This window comes from Bradyrhizobium lablabi, assembly GCF_018131005.1.
Lineage (GTDB): Bacteria > Pseudomonadota > Alphaproteobacteria > Rhizobiales > Xanthobacteraceae > Bradyrhizobium > Bradyrhizobium lablabi_D.
This window is the reverse complement of sequence record NZ_JAFCJK010000016.1, coordinates 23,980-41,357: the sequence shown is the minus strand read 5'-3', so window position 1 is coordinate 41,357 and position 17,378 is coordinate 23,980. Positions and strand designations below refer to the sequence as shown.

At 55.6% G+C, this 17,378-nt stretch carries 17 protein-coding genes; 7 read left to right on the top strand and 10 right to left on the bottom strand.

What is annotated here, in order from left to right:
* Window positions 1-223 precede the first annotated feature (223 nt).
* The 4 genes from JQ553_RS31670 to JQ553_RS31655 all read left to right on the top strand — a co-directional run bounded on the left by JQ553_RS31670 (window position 224) and on the right by JQ553_RS31655 (window position 3,685).
* Window positions 224-721 carry a serine acetyltransferase gene (locus JQ553_RS31670; RefSeq protein ID WP_212503998.1) on the top strand — a complete coding sequence of 166 codons (498 nt, stop codon included), beginning with the start codon at window positions 224-226 and terminating at the stop codon, window positions 719-721.
* A gap of 130 nt (window positions 722-851) precedes the next feature.
* Window positions 852-1,868, top strand: coding sequence for a glycosyltransferase family 2 protein (locus JQ553_RS31665; RefSeq protein ID WP_212503997.1), 1,017 nt, complete (start codon window positions 852-854; stop codon window positions 1,866-1,868).
* Between the two features lie 67 nt (window positions 1,869-1,935).
* On the top strand, window positions 1,936-2,850 hold the full coding sequence (locus tag JQ553_RS31660) for a class I SAM-dependent methyltransferase (protein ID WP_212503996.1): 915 nt from the start codon (window positions 1,936-1,938) through the stop codon (window positions 2,848-2,850).
* Window positions 2,851-2,986: 136 nt separating this feature from the next.
* Window positions 2,987-3,685, top strand: a complete 699-nt coding sequence (locus JQ553_RS31655; RefSeq protein ID WP_212503995.1) for a glycosyltransferase family 25 protein — start codon at window positions 2,987-2,989, stop codon at window positions 3,683-3,685.
* 98 nt (window positions 3,686-3,783) lie between these two features.
* Here JQ553_RS31655 and JQ553_RS31650 read toward each other — a convergent pair whose 3' ends face one another.
* The 7 genes from JQ553_RS31650 to gspG all read right to left on the bottom strand — a co-directional run bounded on the left by JQ553_RS31650 (window position 3,784) and on the right by gspG (window position 13,172).
* Window positions 3,784-4,683: a hypothetical protein gene (locus JQ553_RS31650; protein WP_212503994.1), complete on the bottom strand. Its 900-nt coding sequence runs from the start codon at window positions 4,681-4,683 to the stop codon at window positions 3,784-3,786.
* 218 nt (window positions 4,684-4,901) lie between these two features.
* A complete protein-coding gene (locus JQ553_RS31645) occupies window positions 4,902-6,872 on the bottom strand; it encodes a hypothetical protein (RefSeq protein WP_212503993.1) in 1,971 nt (656 codons plus the stop codon).
* 375 nt (window positions 6,873-7,247) lie between these two features.
* Window positions 7,248-8,654 carry an O-antigen ligase gene (locus JQ553_RS31640; RefSeq protein ID WP_212503992.1) on the bottom strand — a complete coding sequence of 469 codons (1,407 nt, stop codon included), beginning with the start codon at window positions 8,652-8,654 and terminating at the stop codon, window positions 7,248-7,250.
* A 116-nt stretch (window positions 8,655-8,770) separates the two neighbouring features.
* Window positions 8,771-10,099: a glycosyltransferase family 4 protein gene (locus tag JQ553_RS31635; RefSeq protein ID WP_212503991.1), complete on the bottom strand. Its 1,329-nt coding sequence runs from the start codon at window positions 10,097-10,099 to the stop codon at window positions 8,771-8,773.
* A gap of 15 nt (window positions 10,100-10,114) precedes the next feature.
* The gene (locus JQ553_RS31630; RefSeq protein WP_283817306.1) at window positions 10,115-11,512 is read right to left on the bottom strand and encodes an oligosaccharide flippase family protein; all 1,398 of its coding nucleotides are present in this window, start codon (window positions 11,510-11,512) and stop codon (window positions 10,115-10,117) included.
* 214 nt (window positions 11,513-11,726) lie between these two features.
* Window positions 11,727-12,482, bottom strand: coding sequence for a class I SAM-dependent methyltransferase (locus JQ553_RS31625; protein ID WP_212503989.1), 756 nt, complete (start codon window positions 12,480-12,482; stop codon window positions 11,727-11,729).
* Between the two features lie 192 nt (window positions 12,483-12,674).
* Window positions 12,675-13,172: a type II secretion system major pseudopilin GspG gene (gene gspG, locus JQ553_RS31620; RefSeq protein WP_212503988.1), complete on the bottom strand. Its 498-nt coding sequence runs from the start codon at window positions 13,170-13,172 to the stop codon at window positions 12,675-12,677.
* A gap of 471 nt (window positions 13,173-13,643) precedes the next feature.
* Here gspG and JQ553_RS31615 point away from each other — a divergent pair, with 471 nt between their 5' ends.
* Together JQ553_RS31615 and JQ553_RS31610 are read left to right on the top strand one after the other, a co-directional pair.
* Complete coding sequence (locus JQ553_RS31615; RefSeq protein WP_212503987.1) at window positions 13,644-14,618, top strand: glycosyltransferase family 2 protein; 975 nt, start codon at window positions 13,644-13,646, stop codon at window positions 14,616-14,618.
* Window positions 14,619-14,957: 339 nt separating this feature from the next.
* Complete coding sequence (locus tag JQ553_RS31610; protein ID WP_212503986.1) at window positions 14,958-15,122, top strand: hypothetical protein; 165 nt, start codon at window positions 14,958-14,960, stop codon at window positions 15,120-15,122.
* 30 nt (window positions 15,123-15,152) lie between these two features.
* Here the strand turns inward: JQ553_RS31610 and JQ553_RS31605 are convergent, their stop codons facing one another.
* Window positions 15,153-15,452: a hypothetical protein gene (locus JQ553_RS31605; protein ID WP_212503985.1), complete on the bottom strand. Its 300-nt coding sequence runs from the start codon at window positions 15,450-15,452 to the stop codon at window positions 15,153-15,155.
* A gap of 246 nt (window positions 15,453-15,698) precedes the next feature.
* Here JQ553_RS31605 and JQ553_RS31600 point away from each other — a divergent pair, with 246 nt between their 5' ends.
* The gene (locus JQ553_RS31600) at window positions 15,699-16,109 is read left to right on the top strand and encodes a VanZ family protein (protein ID WP_212503984.1); all 411 of its coding nucleotides are present in this window, start codon (window positions 15,699-15,701) and stop codon (window positions 16,107-16,109) included.
* Window positions 16,110-16,123: 14 nt separating this feature from the next.
* On the opposite strand, the gene JQ553_RS31595 is transcribed toward JQ553_RS31600, so the two are convergent.
* Window positions 16,124-16,684 (bottom strand): A24 family peptidase, encoded by a 561-nt coding sequence (locus tag JQ553_RS31595; RefSeq protein WP_212503983.1) that lies wholly within the window; start codon window positions 16,682-16,684, stop codon window positions 16,124-16,126.
* Window positions 16,685-16,743: 59 nt separating this feature from the next.
* Window positions 16,744-17,361, bottom strand: coding sequence for a hypothetical protein (locus JQ553_RS31590; protein ID WP_212503982.1), 618 nt, complete (start codon window positions 17,359-17,361; stop codon window positions 16,744-16,746).
* Between the last annotated feature and the right edge of the window lie 17 nt (window positions 17,362-17,378).

Genomic DNA, 17,378 nt, shown 5'->3' with positions numbered 1-17,378 from the left:
CTCCCGCCCGCGCCCGATGGAACTTGAATTTGACCGCGGACAGCAATCCTGGTCGTGAAAATTAACGACAGATCTAACAAAGTTACCGCCGAAAACGGGATACCATTATCCTGGCATCGGGAAAATAACCATCCGGATATTCCCCGGTAGTAGAATTTTCAGGTCCGGTTTCCCTTTCCCAGCAGACTTGTTAAATCTCTTGAGTTTCGTCAGAGACCGCCCCTTGAGCCAAATCAGCGCCGAGCATCCAGACTGGACGCGGGAAACGCCGAGGCAATTCTGGGATCCCGGGCGAAAGCTGCTTCTATCGATCCGTCGCTACCAGTATTGGCGCGAGCGGGCGGGCATCTTCGGAAGGTTATTTTGCAAGGTCATTGTTCTCCGACACCGTTTCTGGAGCGTCGTGACCGGCGCCGACATCCCTCTGACGTGCAGCATCGGCGGAGCGCTGTTGATCCCTCACCCGAACGGCATTGTCATCCATCCCGACGCGAAGATCGGGGTTAACTGTCTCATTTTTCAGCAGGTGACCTTGGGGAGCCGCGGCGTCGGCAGCGTACCGGAAGTTGGAGGACACGTTGATATTGGCGCGGGCGCGAAAGTGCTGGAACTGGTCAAGATCGGCGACCACGCGCGGATCGGCGCGAATGCTGTGATTATAACTGACGTCGGCAGCAACGCTGTGGCCGTGGGAGCCGCCAAGATTTACCAAGCGAGCTGATTTACCATTTTATTTCTGAGTGCTATCGGATTGAATGGTTTCATGAGAGTCACTAGCCGCACTGACGTTCCAGACGGTGATCGCTGCACGAATTTGATACCGGCGCGGCCCGGCCAATAGCGAACCTGATATGAACGATCACGACCCCATTGGCGGTGAACGCCGAGACCAGGACAGCTCCCGCCTTGGCATCGTCGTTATTGGGCGTAACGAAGGCGGGCGGCTGATCAGGTGCTTCGAATCGCTGCCGAACTCGGCCAGCATCGTCTACGTCGACTCGGGCTCGACCGACGGCTCCGTAAGAGGGGCGCTCGCGCGGCATATCGACGTGGTCGAACTCGACGTCAGCATGCCGTTCACGGCCGCGCGCGCCCGAAACGCCGGATTTCGCCGTCTGCTGGAAATCGCGCCGGATCGACGCTACGTGCAATTTGTCGACGGCGATTGCGAGGTGGCGGAAGGCTGGCCGCAACGGGCAATTCGACATCTAGATCGTAACGTCAGCGTCTGCGCCGTATTTGGCCGGCTTCGAGAAGCGCAACCCTCCCGATCAATCTACAACAAGCTGTGCGACATGGAGTGGGATATCCCAATCGGCATTGCAAAGACGTTTGGCGGAATTTTCATGATCCGAACCGAGGTGTTCACCGCGGCGGGGGGATTTCGTGATGATCTGATCGCCGGCGAGGAGCCCGAACTTTGTGTACGGCTTCGCTCTCGAGGCTGGACAATTGAACGAATAGAAGGCGAGATGGCCCTGCACGATGCTGCGATGACCAAGTTTAGTCAGTGGTGGCGCCGTCAGCTACGTTGCGGTCTTGCATTTGCGGAGGGTGCTCATATTCATGGATCGCCTCCCGAACGTCACTGGGTACATGAGACTCGTCGCGCCGCAGTATGGGGGCTCGTAACGCCAGCGGTTTGCGCAAGCATCAGCGTGTTGTTCCCACCTTGGGGATTCGCCGCCTGGCTTGTCTATCCAATGCAAATGCTGCGTCTATTCCTGACGAGGCCGGGTCAACCGCGCGAACGGGCCCTGTTGGCCGTGTTTCACGTGTTGTCGCGTTTCCCTGAAGGACAGGGCTATCTTAAGTTTGTTGCACGTAGGTTTTTTGGTCAAAGACTGACGACGATTGAATATAAGTAAGGCAGCGAAGCGACGAGCCGTTCCCCCGCCCGGCCGCAAGACCATTAGAAACTCTAAGAGAAGCATTATGCTTAATCAGTTGCCCCAAGCCGTTTTCGTTGAGCGGACCCACTGCATCAATTGCGGCTCACCCGATGTCATTGAGCTTTCCAGTGGCCATTACACAGATCAACCGCTGCACGGATTTCTCGCTGCTGATCCATGGGGTGAGGATCCGTTGCCATACCTGCAATCTGCTACTTGGTCGCTAGCAAAATGCGCGACGTGCTCGCAAGTATTCCATCGCAGGATATTGAACGAAGAGTGGAACGAACGTCGCTTTACGATGTGGATGAATGCGCAGAGTATCGTTGAGTTTGAGAAGCGCCGCGGGGCCGCGTTTCCACGAGCGTTTGCTGCTGCCACAGGACACCTGGAGCACATCCTGCGCATCGAGGAGATGACCAAAGGGGTGCGGCCAAACGATCAACCTGTTCGTCTCCTGGATTTCGGGTGCGGCTTCGGATCGTTCATCGAAACATGCGTTAATTTCGGGTTTCAGGCCGAAGGCATTGATCGATCGATAGGCCGCAGATCCGAAGCCAAGGTTCATATCACTCCAACGTTGGACAAGATCGACGGCAGGTTTCACGCCGTGACGCTATTTGAAGTTCTCGAACATCTCGACGATCCGTCTGGTGTCCTTGAGGCCCTGTCTACCCGCATCGTTCCCGGCGGTATCTTAGTTCTAGAAACTCCGGACTGCACCGGAGTCACAAATATCGAGACACATAGGGATTACTTGCTCGTTCATCCCCTCGAACACATCAACTGCTTCACCAACCAAACCTTGATTTCGATCGCTAAAAGAACTGGATTTGAACATATCGCTAGAGCGCCCGCTTTCGCGCTCGCCAATTCCATGCGAGCTACTAAGCGTCTTGCAAAATATGCGCTTAGGCAGGATGGCAGATCGACCCAGTTGTATTTCCGCAAGAGCTAGGATGGAAAATCAGGCCGCATGTTCAAGCCATATCGGATCGTTGTCGTTCGATGCGGGATTCTAACAGTGTCGAGCATCTCATAGCTCCTGCGATCATCGACACCGCTGCTGCACTTCGTGGCCATAAGGATCGCCTATGGAAATAGATAAATTCGTTATCAATCTTCCAAGCCGCATGGACCGCAGATGCGAGATGGAGCATCAACTAAGATTGGTGGGGTGGGAAGATGCTCATTTTTTTGCCGCAGTGCGCCGGGACGAACTCTGCGGGTTTCCTTCCGCAGGCGCGCACGGCTGTTTCCTAAGTCATCTCGAAGTTCTTCGACGCGCAAGGGGCAGGCCAATCCTGATCATGGAGGACGATTTGAATTTCTCGAATGACTTCCCGATACGATGGCAAGAAGCTCTGTCCGCGCTCCCAGACGACTGGTCGATCTTTTATCCGGGACACTACAATTCTTTGCCGCAAGGACTTACAGTGCTTGACCCGAACGAGGGTATGCTCTGCGCGCATTTCATGATGATAAACAGGGATGCTGTTCCAGCAATAGTTCAAGGTCTGGAGGCGATCTTGTCTCGCACACCTGGGCACCCAGACGGCGGGCCGCAACATGTTGATGGCGCCTATTCCACCATCCGTAAACAAAACCCTCAGCTAAAGACCTACATACACGGCCCATCATTGGGCTATCAGCGGCGATCCCGATCTGACATCTCTCGATCGAAGTGGTTCGATAGATTTTCGGCGCTCAGTCCTATTGTGGCTACGGCTCGCCGCGCCAAACGATACTTTATCGGGCAAGATATTAAATCAAGCACGTCTCCAAACCGCTAGGCGCACTTAACCTTCTATCCTTTGATCGGGAAGGAAAGGAGGCTTTTGCGCCATCCTTGAAGAGTCTCATGGCAAAGAGCCCGTAGCACGAGATGAATTCAGGACTTCATCCAGCGCTGCTTGACCTCATCATGCATCGGGTGAAAACGGTCATACATATGGATGACTGGGGCTATTGACTTGTCTACATTGCGGCAAATGACACCGTCATTGACGTGGAATTCAGAGGCGATGTCATCGCTGCACAGCGTTACGATAGGCCCTGTAATGTTGGGGAGAATCTGGTACGGGGTCTTGACTTGATTGTTAAGGAGCAGGTGGTTGAAGACCGCCTGCTCAATTCGATTAAACGGCCTCTCGGCAAATTCGGCGCAGAGTTCGCGCACGATCCCAAGAACTGACGCATGGGGGCCCATCATCGTTCCGATACAAAGAGGCGATTTCCCGAGCACCTTATTCAAATTTTCCTGGCCGAATGCGCTGCGATACCATTCTGTATCCCAGTAGGTCTCTCCGTATACCAAGCCCTGATCGCACAGACATACTTTCTCATGGTTCGCGAAGAACGGGGCTTGAAAAACGACGTCCTTTACATCGGACAGCATGACTTGATCATAGTGGCGGTTGAGAGTGAGGAACCGCTCGTAGGCGAACCATCTGACGAAATGCGGATGGTGCCAATTCTCAATCAAGGCCGGATACGATTCCGCAATTTCTGGTGCAACGTTAGTCAGGCTCTTTCTAAGCATCCTCAAAGCGTGCAGGACAGATCGGTTTATTGCTTTGGACACATTTCCTGTTTTTGAATTGTAGTTGTTCGATGTCGGGGCAAACCGAACGCCGGACTTGGCAATGTCGACAAAAAAGGATTCGAACCGATTGGTGATAATAACCAAGTCGCATTCGCTCGGCGAATATACGGCGCGCAGGGATTTGGAAAATACTCTGAGCGAAGCCTCGCTTATGTTGGTTGCGAAGCCCATTACAAGATGGGTCATCATGATTCTACGATAAAGCGATGCATTGTTCCGACGCCCTTCAATGAAGAAATCTTACCAAAATATAGTCACCGCTACTAATCTATCGAGGAGCCTTTTGACTTCCGAGACATAAATCCAAAAGCGTCCTTCCGAGCGCGGCATTCAAGAAATTCTTGCGAAGGAGGTTCAATCGCAAGACCTCACCAATCTTGAGGAGATAGCGTGAGCGGTAACTATCAGTCCAACGCACAAATCGCAGTCCACGACTTATACTTGGTCGCATAGGTATCGCCAGTGCTTAAAGACCATTGATTTGGCCCCGAGACAATCAGCCATGCGGCTGCTTGTGAATGAGGCTGAGCCATAAATTGCGAAACTTGATCTCTCACCAAAACCGCGAATGCATCTGATCGTTTGTAGGCTTCCAGCAAATTGGCAATCTTGCCAGTCGGACCGCCATAAGCCACAGATATACCTAACGAGCTACAAGCCCCCGTTGAAGGATACCAGCTTTCGTGCCCGCCTTCATAGCAGACGATCGGCTTATTGAATGTCTTGGCCACGGCCTCCCAAATCGGATAGATGCCGCCGCCGTTCGCGCCACTGCTCAATGCCAGCAGCGTTTGATCCCCCGCAGCTCCCTTGCTCGTTTTGCCTGCACGAATATCGTTGTCAAGAAAAGCCAGAGCTGAAGCCATCTTGGACGGCACCGCAGTTGCATAATCGTCAGCGGCACTGAGAAGGCCCGCAATCGCAGAGGCACCCAGATTCAAGTAGTTGGCGTCAAAGTTGGTGCACTGTGCGCCGGAATAGTAAGTCGCGTAGGAAAGGACATCACAGAAGTCTATCGGCCTGTTCGGTGCCGCCTTGTAGTTCGCAAAGCCTTTCCCCGCATAATTAGGATAGGTCGATCCATCAAGATCAGCGCCCTGCATTCTAAAACTGCTCGTGGCGGATGCCGGGCCAAAAGCCTGGAAGGCCATGGCACGCTTGAGCTGCGCTATTTGACGGGGCGCCCATGTCGAAGTGACTTGCCCCATAATTTGTCGAGTTCGCAAAGCGTACCATCCATAATGCCTCCGATTGTTGTCGCTCGGAAATCCGAGTGCTGCGCCTTTGGCATCAGCCCATGAGGTGACAGGGAATCCATAATTCCACACTTCATTTCCATACTCAAAATAGCCGTTCAGATTGCTGTTGAGCTTGTCCCGAACCAGTTTCGTGATCGAGACCACCGATGCATCGTCCATATAGGAAGGAAAGTTGCACCAATAGTCGGCGTTGACCCGATTGGCGAACGCAATTTGGAGCTCATACGGAAGGCATGGGGTTTGGCCATCCGGCTGCCATAGAAACGCTCCCAAAAGCGCATCGTAGGTCAGCGTCGCGAGGCTATTGGCGGTGATTTGACCGACGTTCAAAGCTCCCCCTGAACCTGTGAGAATCGGCACTTGCCCCCGCCCCCCCGAGTTGACGGTCACATTCCTCGAAATGTTTGCAGTGCCAAATTGGAGCTGAATCATCTCTCCGTCGACATACGTCGATGTAGCATCCTTCTGAGCCGCGCAGTTGTAAGCATCTGTTCCTGTCGTGGTGCCCACCCACGCACCGGGTGCCCAACGCTGGTCGATCAGGTTGATCGCCGTGCGCCAAGGCGCGATGTACCTCGATTGCGAAACGTTACCCGAGTTCGGGTTCGTCCACCCCATTGGACGGAAGATGCCGGGGTTGAGAGTCCTGTAGACGTCAACGTAATTGTCGTCGAACATCTCCTCGGGAGTGGTTGCCTTGTCGATCGACGCTTCATCCGAAAGTCTGCAAAGCACGACATTCGACAAATTTGAAAACTTGCCGCCGGCAACAAAACTGAACGACACCGAGCTGGGAACGGAAGTTCGAAAATTGAAGACCACTCTTACATTGGTGCCAACCACGTTTAAATTGAAGTCAGTTCCACCAGACAGAAAGTTGGAGCCTGAAGTAATGGAGAAGCCGGGCGCACCACGACCGAGTGTGATTGATCCGGTGCCGGTCCACTTCAAGAGCATTGGCGTAGCTGGCGTTAGATTGCTCGCGAACTGGATTTCACCAAAGACGTTCGCCGCAGGCGTCGATTTCGGGTACCCGTTCTCATCCAAAATGCCGGGGTAAGCATAGCCCGTGGCTGACTGCAAACTTATCAAGGATAGAGCAAGATTCTTAAACATCCCCCGTTCGAGCGAAGTGCCAATTACGGTGGGGCGCATTTTCTTGGCTGCGGTCGGAGTGGCGGCAGTAGCGAGAGAACGCGGCGGAGGCGCGGCTGCACGCAAGAGATTAGGACTTCCTACGGCGACGGCCGATGCAGACGTGGCAACCAAAAATTGTCGGCGGGAGAATTGCATTTATCGTCCCCGATATGACTCGCGATAATAGGTCTATACAGTCAAGTTCCTAAAGCCTTCCTCGTGCCGCCTATTACTCTTTCGTTGATACAATAACTCCGCATTCACAATGCCTTGCTTAATTTTGCTTTCATGACCCGATTTTATCGTCCTCGGTTTGCTGGTCGGCGGACCAGGAATTCTCCTTCAGCTGACCAGCTACACCCTATGCGGGGACCCGGTTGGTTCAGCCAGTCGCCGCGAAGATGAAGACTTGAATGACTTGACCCCAGCGGGCTCCCGCACGTCTTCCGCACGCCCGAGCAAGGCTCCCGCCAAGAGCCAGGTTATGGGCAACAAGCTCGCATTGGGCAGCGAATCGACGACGTTCGTCGCGAGGATGAGAGAGAGCGCGACGAGATTGCTTTTCTCTCGAAATGACACAGCGAGGGAATATGCCCTTGCGGCTCTGATCACGCAGAGCGCCAAAAGCCCGAATTCGGCTAGGAAGCCAACCAGGCCAAATTGCCCGAGGGTAATAATCCAGCGTCCGTCCGTAACAGTAATATCTCGGCCATCCTCATCGTAGACGCGGCTTCTTCCATATCTTCCCCATCCCCAAAGCGGGCGTTGAAAGGCATGCTCTAGTAACCTGTCTTCATTTTCAAACCGTAGTCCCAGAGACGATGCCCGATCAACGCTGACGGTCTGAACGGTGTTCAAGATGAAGTCAGTTGGAACAAGTCCCGAAAAGCGCAGCAAGGGATAAGAAAGAGCCACAACGGCCATCGCGATTGCCACATAGCTTTGCACCTTCAGCCGTCCGAAACCGATCAGCGGAACGATCAAAGCGGCAAGGACGGCGGCCCCTGCGCTCTTGCAAAGCACCAAGACAATGCCGAGGTATGCAACGATACCTGCCGAGGGCAAGCGTAGAACTCGTGTTTTCGTTCGCCAAAGGGCCGCGGACGCGGCGAGGGTCATACAGAGGAAAATTGCAGCAATCAATCCATGACCCATAAATACCATCGGGCGAAAGCCGCCATCTCTCATCTGCTGTATGAAGTCAGAAGGGTAGTAACCGTAGACCCATTCATGCAATTGAGGACTAAATCGTATCTCAAAAAGCATCGGTATTGAATATAGCAAGCCCGCAACGACAAGAGCGTTTAGGACTTGCTGGTTTGCATCAACTCCTCGCAACAAGCCTCGACCGACAAAGAATGGCATGAGGGTGAGTATGGCGATGCCGATTGCAGATCCGGCATCGTAGATACCGACGCCGGGGATCACGCGATCTCCTATAAAGACGGGATCGTTATTCAGCGTCGATGTCGCAACAGGCCCCAACAGGAACATCAATACAAGAATCTCTGCCAATCCGAACCTCGGCCTCCAGGCGCGGCGTACTGTGACAAGATATGCGACGAAAATACAAAGGCTCGGAATGGTCGCCTTGTCGAGCTGAGGGACCATTTCAAACTTGATCATCTCCCCGACCGGAAGAAGCAGCTGAGCTCCAAGGATGACCCATATGGTCGCCCGAGTGGCCGGCAACGCCATGAAACACGCCACGGCGACCAGAGGCCAAAGCAGCAGGGCCGAAGTTGCGACGAGACTATTCATGATGACAGGGCTCAACTACCACGCGTTCGTGCCGACTGCGGACATATCGCACTCTCGATCCATTTGCGTAAGAGCGGTATCTTGCCCGAGGAGTCACTGCATTGTGGACCTTATCGCTACCTGGGAAAACCCAGAGCAGGAAGATCCCCATCGCTCGACATCACCGAATGATAGATTCGAAGCATTTGCTGCGCCTTGGCTTCCCAGGTAAGGGTGCGAAGCACTCTCGCCCGCGCTGCGCTCCCAAGGCGGTTCAACAATTGCGGATTCTGTATGGCGTTTGCGATCGCCGATCTAAATCCGCGAACCAGGCTCTCTTCATCGCCGAATGGCACGCGGATGCCCGTCTCGTCGTTCACCAGATCAGCAGGGCCGCCATAGTCCGCGACAATCGGCGTGACACCGACCGCCATCGCTTCGACGACGACACCGCCACCAAATTCTCTGATGCTTGGAAATCCGAGGAAGTCGCACGCAATCAGCCTTTCCTGGATTTTCGAATGGGGCACCCAACCATGGAATAACACGCTTTGTTCCAGTCCCAGCGAATTGACCATTTGCCTCAGCGCCTCACCTTGAGGTCCGTCACCGATGATGTGCAGTTTTAGAACCCCATCTTTCAGAAACGGCTCCGCGGCCCTGATCAAAAGGTCGGCGCCCTTGTAAGGCACCAGACGGCCAACGAACGCCCCCTGCAGCACTGAAGATGTGCTCGAACTTCTACTCAGGCAGAACAACTCGCCATCCACACCGTTTTCTGGAATGAAAACGCTCTTTTGGCGGGCCCAATCGGGAATCTCATCTTGCGTAAAGGTCGAACCACAGATGATGGCCGAGCTACTTCGCCGCATTGATCGATAGGCAGGCATGAGTTGATAGAGCCGCCTGATGTTCGAGAGAAACTCTCTCTCGGCATGTTGGCGATGGCGAAAGCCCTTGGGCCAGGGCACGCCTCCGTTCAGCGGTCCGACCACGAAGGGAACGCCGATCCTCGCGAGCCGGGATGCAATGAGGCTCTGTATCGTTGGGCTCACGGGAGTAACGCGGTGCACCAGGTCAAAGTCATGGGCGATCAACTGTTGACGAAATCGCCGCCATACCTGCCATTCGAACGAATAGTATGCAAAAGCCATCACAGCCATGACGGTTGTCCAGCCTTGATTGTCCCCTCCTCGTATTCGAGTTGCTATCCGGTGGAGTGGGGCAACCACCTTTTCATTATCTATCGCGGTAAAATCTTGGCCCTCGATCCATCCTTTCCGCAGAAAGGCGTCCCTGTTCCGGATCTGGGTAACGACGTGAACGTTGGCGACCTTCGACAGCGCATTTGCCAGATTCCAACCGACAAGGGGCACGCTCGTCCACTCGGGATTGGCAGATTCAGCCAGAACCAGGACGCGCAACTTTCTCATGCCACCCACGGCCTTTCCATGCGTGATCGGCATCAAAGCAACCCTACGTCAAATGAACTTGACAGCATAAGATTGGATCGCTGAGCAGCCCACGCCAACAAGCCACCCAAATATCCAGGTCGCGAGAACGCAGATCTCCAGGCGAAGGCTATTCAAGCCGTGCTTGCGATTGAAATAGAAAGTACAAAGCGAAGTAGGCAGCATATGAAAGGCGACTCCCAGGACGGCGCCCTTCACACCAAAAAGATAGAAGAATATGGACGCAAACGAAAACAGCGAAATCAGCTTGGCGAGGCTTAGGATACTTACATAGTCAGGTCGCCCCAGCGCCAGATAAGCATTCTGCGACAAACCATATCGAACGAAGATGAGACCAAATGAGAGGTACTCGAGCATCCACCCGGCTTCGGTGTAGCGTGCGTCATAGATGATGCTCACAATCATCGACCCAGCCGAAAACAGGAAGCCCGCCAGAAACAAGAGCGCAGAATCCGTGATCCAGCGCATGCGGAAGTAAATCTCCGGGAAACGTCGTGGCTGGACACGAGCTGCCTCGCTTAGCGCTGGAAACGAGACAGTTCCAAATACGCGATTGACCAGCCCCTCAGGTACGGTCGCAAGGTTATAGGCAATTGAATAAAGGCCGAGCAGCTGCGGTGTGAACCACACGCCGAACAATAGTCGGTCTCCATTGGCTGCAAACGCACTAAGGAACGAGGAAAGGAACGTCCATCGACCAAATTGAAATAGCTCCTTCGCGGCGTCGCGACTCCAGCCAGGCCGATCCGGGTGGCCGTTTAGTACTACGTGACTCAAGAACACCGCTATGGCAGCAGAGAGCAGCATCCCAAAAATATATGACCACAATGATTCCGTGATCCGGGCAATAGAGATAATAAAGACCAGCCCTAACAGCTGGGTGACCAACTCAATAACTAGCAATCTGCCGAGCTGCAAATTCCGGCCCGCAGTGATAGCCTTCATGGATTGAAAGCCTGAAATGGCCGCGGATAGAGACACAACTCCAAGGTAGAGGGGCAATTGCGGGTTGGAATAGACCGAATGTCCGGGAACCAGCTCGTACTTTATTGCGACGGATAATCCGCCGGCAAGGCCTAGGGTGAGCAGCCAGATAAAAAAACCTCTTCCAATTTGCAGCGTGAAAGCGGTGTTCAGTAGCGCAGGATCGCTACCATTCTTGCTCTGGATGACGGCCTGATGCAGGCCGATATCGGTCAACAGTGCGATGACCACTTGAACAGACATAATAACGGCAAGAATTCCGAACGCATCGGGAGAAAATATTCGCGTCAGTATCACGGTCGCGATGAAGCGCAGCATGAGGTTGGAAAAGTGTCCAACAAGCGCCAAGCTACCTGCCCGAAAAGCACGAGACCGCAACGATGTCGGGCCAGCCGGCCACGACGCTTCTCCTCCTACCCTCATTCGCCAACGAGCCTACGAATCATCATGAACCGGTCTGTGGTGCCTGCTAGCAAGCTAACTCGATGCCGCATTTAGCTTGCCATCCCTATCGATGCGCAAAGATCGCCGCGTGTCATGAGCAACCAGCGTCCACGATGCGATGCGCCTCCGCTCCGCAGACTATCCGGCCGCCAACGGTCAGATAAGCTACAATTTTGGATTGTAGCAGAGGACGCTACTCCTCGTGACAACGGCCGATTGCAACGAGCCCATCTCGCCACATGGGTCGCAACCTTAACGGTGCGAGCAACGTACGCGCCAGTCTCGCCTTGGGACTGTGTCCCACCCTTCCTAGCTCATCGTGCTGTAACAGAACCACCCTCATACCGGCCTGTTCAAACTGCCACTGCAAATGCTCTGCCGAATATTCAAGCTGATGTCCGAGTCCCTGTTCAGGCTGAGGCAGCATAAAGCGATCAAGAAACTCAATTCCAAGGAACATTCGGATCAAGTTCCTAAGCCTGAAAAGATTAGGAGTTGTTACGAAGAGAATCCCGTCCTTACGGAGCAGCTTCTTTAAATTGGCAAAGATCGTATATGCGGGTTTCGGAATATGTTCGATCACTTCCAGCAAAATGATGACATCAAACAGCTCCCCAGCTTCAGGCTCGGTCTGCTCCAATAGATTGTAGTGAAGAAATTCAACATTTGCACGCTTGAGGGGCGCAACATACTTTTCGCTTATATCGCCAACAACGCAGCTATCATTAAAAAGCAGCTTGCGTAAGATGGCCAACTGCCCGCCACCTATTTCCAAAATCCTCGCAGGACGTGGAAGATCCTGGCTCGACAAGATTTCAAGCGAACGCCAGTAGCGCTCTTTGTCACGTCGATAGTAATCGTCCGACTCAAAAAAACCAGCACCGATGACATGGGTCCGGTAGATTTCTTCGAAGGCTGGGCGCAGATCCGAAAGGGACTTGTTGGTCATGGGGGCCTCGAAACACTCAAAAATCTCAAGCACAGGGAAGTGTCCGGGGCAATACATTGCCCAACAATTAGCGCGAAATACTAGTATAATTCCGGAAACAGTTAAGGTAATCAAACAACCCAATAATCTCGAATTCTCTTACTTTAAATGTGCTGGCTGCCAGGGGCCGTCTCGGAGAGCATCCTTGACAAGTTATGACCTGCTCTCGATTGGGGACTGAGTTCCATTGAAGCGGCCTTGATTCGATACCGCTGCTGCCTTCCCCGATGCCCCCAATGAATACACCTCGTACTCGCCGGTCGCCGTTGGATAGTTGTACTGATATGGCCGTCCCCAGGGGTCCACGAGGTTCTTTGCCTTCTTCAAATAAGGCCCGTTCCATCGTGGCGCCTCCGGCGTCGGCTCGACCAGGGCTTTGAGGCCGACGCTCGTGCTCGGATAGACTCCGTTCTCCATGTAGTACATCTCGAGCGCCGTATTGATGTTCTCGATCTGGAGTTGCACCGACTGGACCTTGGCCTTGCCGAAATATCCCATCAGCTGCGGGGTTGCGACAGCGGTCAGGATTGCGATGACTCCCATCACGACCAAAAGCTCGAGCAGCGTGTACCCGGCATCCGCTCGCCCGCGGATCCGCCTTGCCGCGCTCCGATCTGACCGCGATCCTCCATTCCATGCCGTCGCCACCATCACCCCGCCTCCGGAATTCATCTTCGTGAATTTCGGCTCGATCGTGACGGCGAGTTCTCTCCAAAGCGTTGATATGATGGAACCGCTGCCAAGGCGGTGAATCTCAAGTAACCGAATTAATAAAACACGGTTTGATCCAAAAAATCAGGGAACCTGGCCGGTTATTTCGGCCTCGTCTGTCCAGTTCGCCTTTGAGTAATATTGCCGAAGCCTTATCGCGGATCAATAACCTGAACGTAGCCCCGTATTTTTATGGGTGGCGGCCCACCTCGCAGTTCTGGATCGGCGGCCCTGGTGCCGCTTTCGGTCCTTCTTTCAGGCTATTGCCGCCTCGCAAGCGAAATTAACTGTCGGGTGCACCAGGCAATTGACGAGCGGCCGAAAATGGCCGAGTAGACGCGCTGCATTGCTGACCTGTCTCGATTTTTCGCGCTACAGCTAAGCTGACCCTATTTGAGTTCGGCCGGTCCCGTGAAATTGCTCGTCGCTATCGTCAACTACCGGGTCGCACAGCTTGTGATCGACTGCTTGCATTCGATCGCGCCGGAAATTGACACTGTGCCCGGAATGCGGGTCGCTGTTTGCGAGAATGGCACGGGAGACGATTCCGCCGAGCGCATTCAGCAGGCCATCGACGACAACGGCTGGGGATCCTGGTGCGGTTTGACGGCGCTCTCCGACAACCTCGGGTTCACGGGCGGCAACAATGCGATCATCGCTCCGGCCATGGCTTTGCCGGCCCCGCCGCACTACGTGTTGCTGCTTAATCCCGACACCATCGTACGACCGAATGCCTTCAAGGCGCTCGTCGATTTCATGGACCAGAACCCGAAAGTCGGCATCGCCGGCAGCAGGCTGGAAGATCCGGATGGCACACCCCAACGATCGGCGTTTCGATTTCATTCTCCGTTCGGCGAGTTCGAGGCCGGTCTGAAGCTTGGTCTCGTGACGCGGCTGCTGCGGCGCTGGGTCGTAGCGCCACCGGTACGCGACCACGCCTTCGAGACCGATTGGGTGTCCGGCGCGAGCATGATCATTCGCCGCGAGACGATCGATGCAACCGGCCTGCTGGATGAAGGCTATTTCACCTACTTCGACGACATCGACTATTGCTTCAATGCGAGAAGGCATGGTTGGCCGACGTGGTACGTGCCGGCAAGCCGCATAGTCCACCTCATTGGCCAATCGAGCGGAGTCAATGCTCAGGCCAAACGGCTTCCTGCCTACCTGCTCGAGGCCCGCCGACGTTATTTTCTGAAGAATCATGGCGCGATCTACGCCGCCACGGCTGATGCCTGCATGATTGTGGGGCAGTCATTGTGGCGTTTGCGCGTGCTGCTGACCGGCCGCAAGGACACGTCACCTCCCCACCTGCTTGCGGACTCCATTCGTCACAGTGTTTTCCTGAGAGGCTTCAAGCTCTCTGACGTCAGAGCACGTCCTTAAGCAACGACACTGCGGCGCGGTGGTTGCCTGCGTGTCTGTTCATCGCATCTGCTGAAGCTCCGCGCCATCGATGCTTGCAGGCATCGATGGTACCGTCATCGTTTGGTTCCAGAATTAACCTCTCGCGCCGGCGTCAAGCTTAATATCAACGTCAGGTTGCGAGTGTGAGCAGAGTGGCTATTTTGGCCGCGGCGCCAGTTGTTTCTCGCGCATTCTTGTTTCGAAGAGCGAACGAGACCTCCTCAGGTCAGGCAACGAGCTTTGGCACGGCGATGATTGATCCGTCATCGCCGCGCTGGGGTGAATTTTGAAATACGCATATTTTCGGCGGAGACCATCGTGAAGCGCAGGCGCGTGAAGAGCTTGAAGGTCCAGGGCGCTACACCAACGAAGCAGTCGCTGAATGCCCGCTACGCCGAGATCGTCAGGCTGCGGCGAGCCATTCTGCTGATGCAGGCGAGGATCGACATGGCTTCGCGCCAAGATCGGACCGCGTCGAAGTGACCCTCGCGTTGCCGCGGCTCTTCGCGCGGCCTACCTGCAGGTCCGGACGATGACGTTGTTCCAGCCGTAGGGAGTGAGAACCCGCCCCGCGACCGTGCGACAGCCCGCGCGGTTGGGATTTGCCCACGGCCCATACTCGGCATATTCACCGTAGCCGACGGGCTCGTCGAAACTGTCGTCGAGCCGATAGCCGAGAAAGTCGCGCGCGCTAAGGAAGCCTGGATAGACCCCCGGATAGGGGTAGGTAACGTATCCCCAGCCGCCGGCCTGCGCGACATCAGGCAGCACGGTCAGCGCCGCCACAAGCAGACCGAGTGACCTCTTGTCCATCATCTTCATGGCTCCCGACCGATCCGGTCCTGCCGCCTCCCAAGACGATCATCGCCGTCTTGAGCTAACCTTATCGAGAATTTGTTGGAGTCCGGCTAAGTCAACCGCGGGCAATCTATTGTGTTCTTTGCAAAATTGTTTACCGAAGTCGCCACGATGGCTCGCGGTGGTGCCGTGGTGTCGGCCCGGGGTCGACGCGGATCGACGCTCGCCCGTGCAGGCAATTCAGACCGGACGCCGATATCGATGACCAGCAACGGCAGGACGATCGCAAGGCTGGTCGCCGCCTTGGCGTGGGTCGTTGTCGCCGCGATCGCCTTTGCCACGCTCACGAATGTCGGCTTCGTCTACTGGCTCTACTTCAAGCTTTCGCCATTCCTGCTGCGGCCGGACGTCAAGACCTATGTCTATATCGAGCATGTTGCCGCATTCGCCGTTCTCGGTATCCTGTTCACGATCGCCTATCCGCGCCGGACATTGCTTGTTTGCGTCATCGTGATCGGCGGCGCCGCGGTTCTCGAGGTCCTTCAGACGCTGACACCGGATCGCCATGGCACGTTGGTCGACGCGCTCCAAAAGATGGCAGGCGGGGGGGCGGGAATTCTGCTGACCAAAGGGACTATGCGGCTGTTCTCCGCTGCGCGGCGAAAGTCCTGACGCGAGCCGCGGCGCTATTGAAGCACGCCGATGGTCCACATCCACCACAGGCCGATTGCGAGATGAGGGCCGAACGAGATCGCCTGCCTGCCGTGGAGTTGGTGTCCTTGCAGTCTCAAGATCAAGAGGCTGGCAAAGGCGGAGAGAACCGCGACCAGGAGCAGTCCAGGGACGCCAGCGATCCCGATCCAGAACACGCTTGCGCCCAGGAACTTGACGTCGCCCAGCCCAAGGCCGTCATGGCCGCGGAGCCATCGATAGCCGGACCGCAACAGATAGACCACCACCAGGACGAACGACGCCTCCGCCGCGCGCTGCCAAAACGCTTCGATTGGCTCAATCAGCGCGAGCTGAATGACGCCGCCAGCCGCCAGCGCGAGCACCATGCTATCCGGGATGATGCCATAGCGCGCATCGATCGCACAGATCGCGGCAAGCAGGCCGACCAGATACAGGCTCGCGGCCGCGGTTGTGGTCGCCCAGCGGTCGTCCATCGAAAGGCTGACTGCAATCCAGACGGCGCCGGCAACGAGCCCCCATCCCACCAGCGCGTATTCGCGACCTGTCGCCCGCAATGCCAGGGACTCCTGCAGGAAGCGTCTGGTTCGATCACCGGTCTTCCGCAATATCCGGATCATCGGCCGCCGGTCAAGGTGAGCGGCACCGCGAGCCGCTGATTTGCCCTGTCCAGCACGACCTGATCGGACTGAATCCCGACCAGGCGCCAGCCGTCGATCTCACCGTCCGCCTGAACCCAGGTCCCGGTCGGGTTCTGCGCCGTGAGCAGAAAGGCTTTGGCCACGCCTTCGTTCATGAAGATCCCCTTCAGGATGAAGCCTGGATCGACCGGCGCGGGCGGTGGCGGCGCCGGCGCGACCACCGGCACAACGACGCTTGTTGCCTGGCGGCTGCGCGAAAACAATGGACGTTGCACGATATTGTCAAATCCCGGCATTGCGGCGGCCTGTGCCGTTCGTGCCGCCGATCCCCGCACGCCGAGCCACGCCGGAGTGCTGTAGCGCGAGAGCTGAACCGACGCCACGGCAAAGATCGCAACAATCAGAACGAGCCCGATCCAGGCCGACAAGGCGACGATCAAGACCCGCGTCGCAGGCCGGAGCGCATGGAAGTCCGCCGGTCCAGGCAGATCGGCACGACCAAGCAGCGCTGCGATCCGTACAGTCGCGGCGCGCCGTGGCGTAACGGCAAGTTCAGCGAGACGCAGCTGAACACCTCGCATCAGCCCGGTCACGACACGCTCCCCAGCGC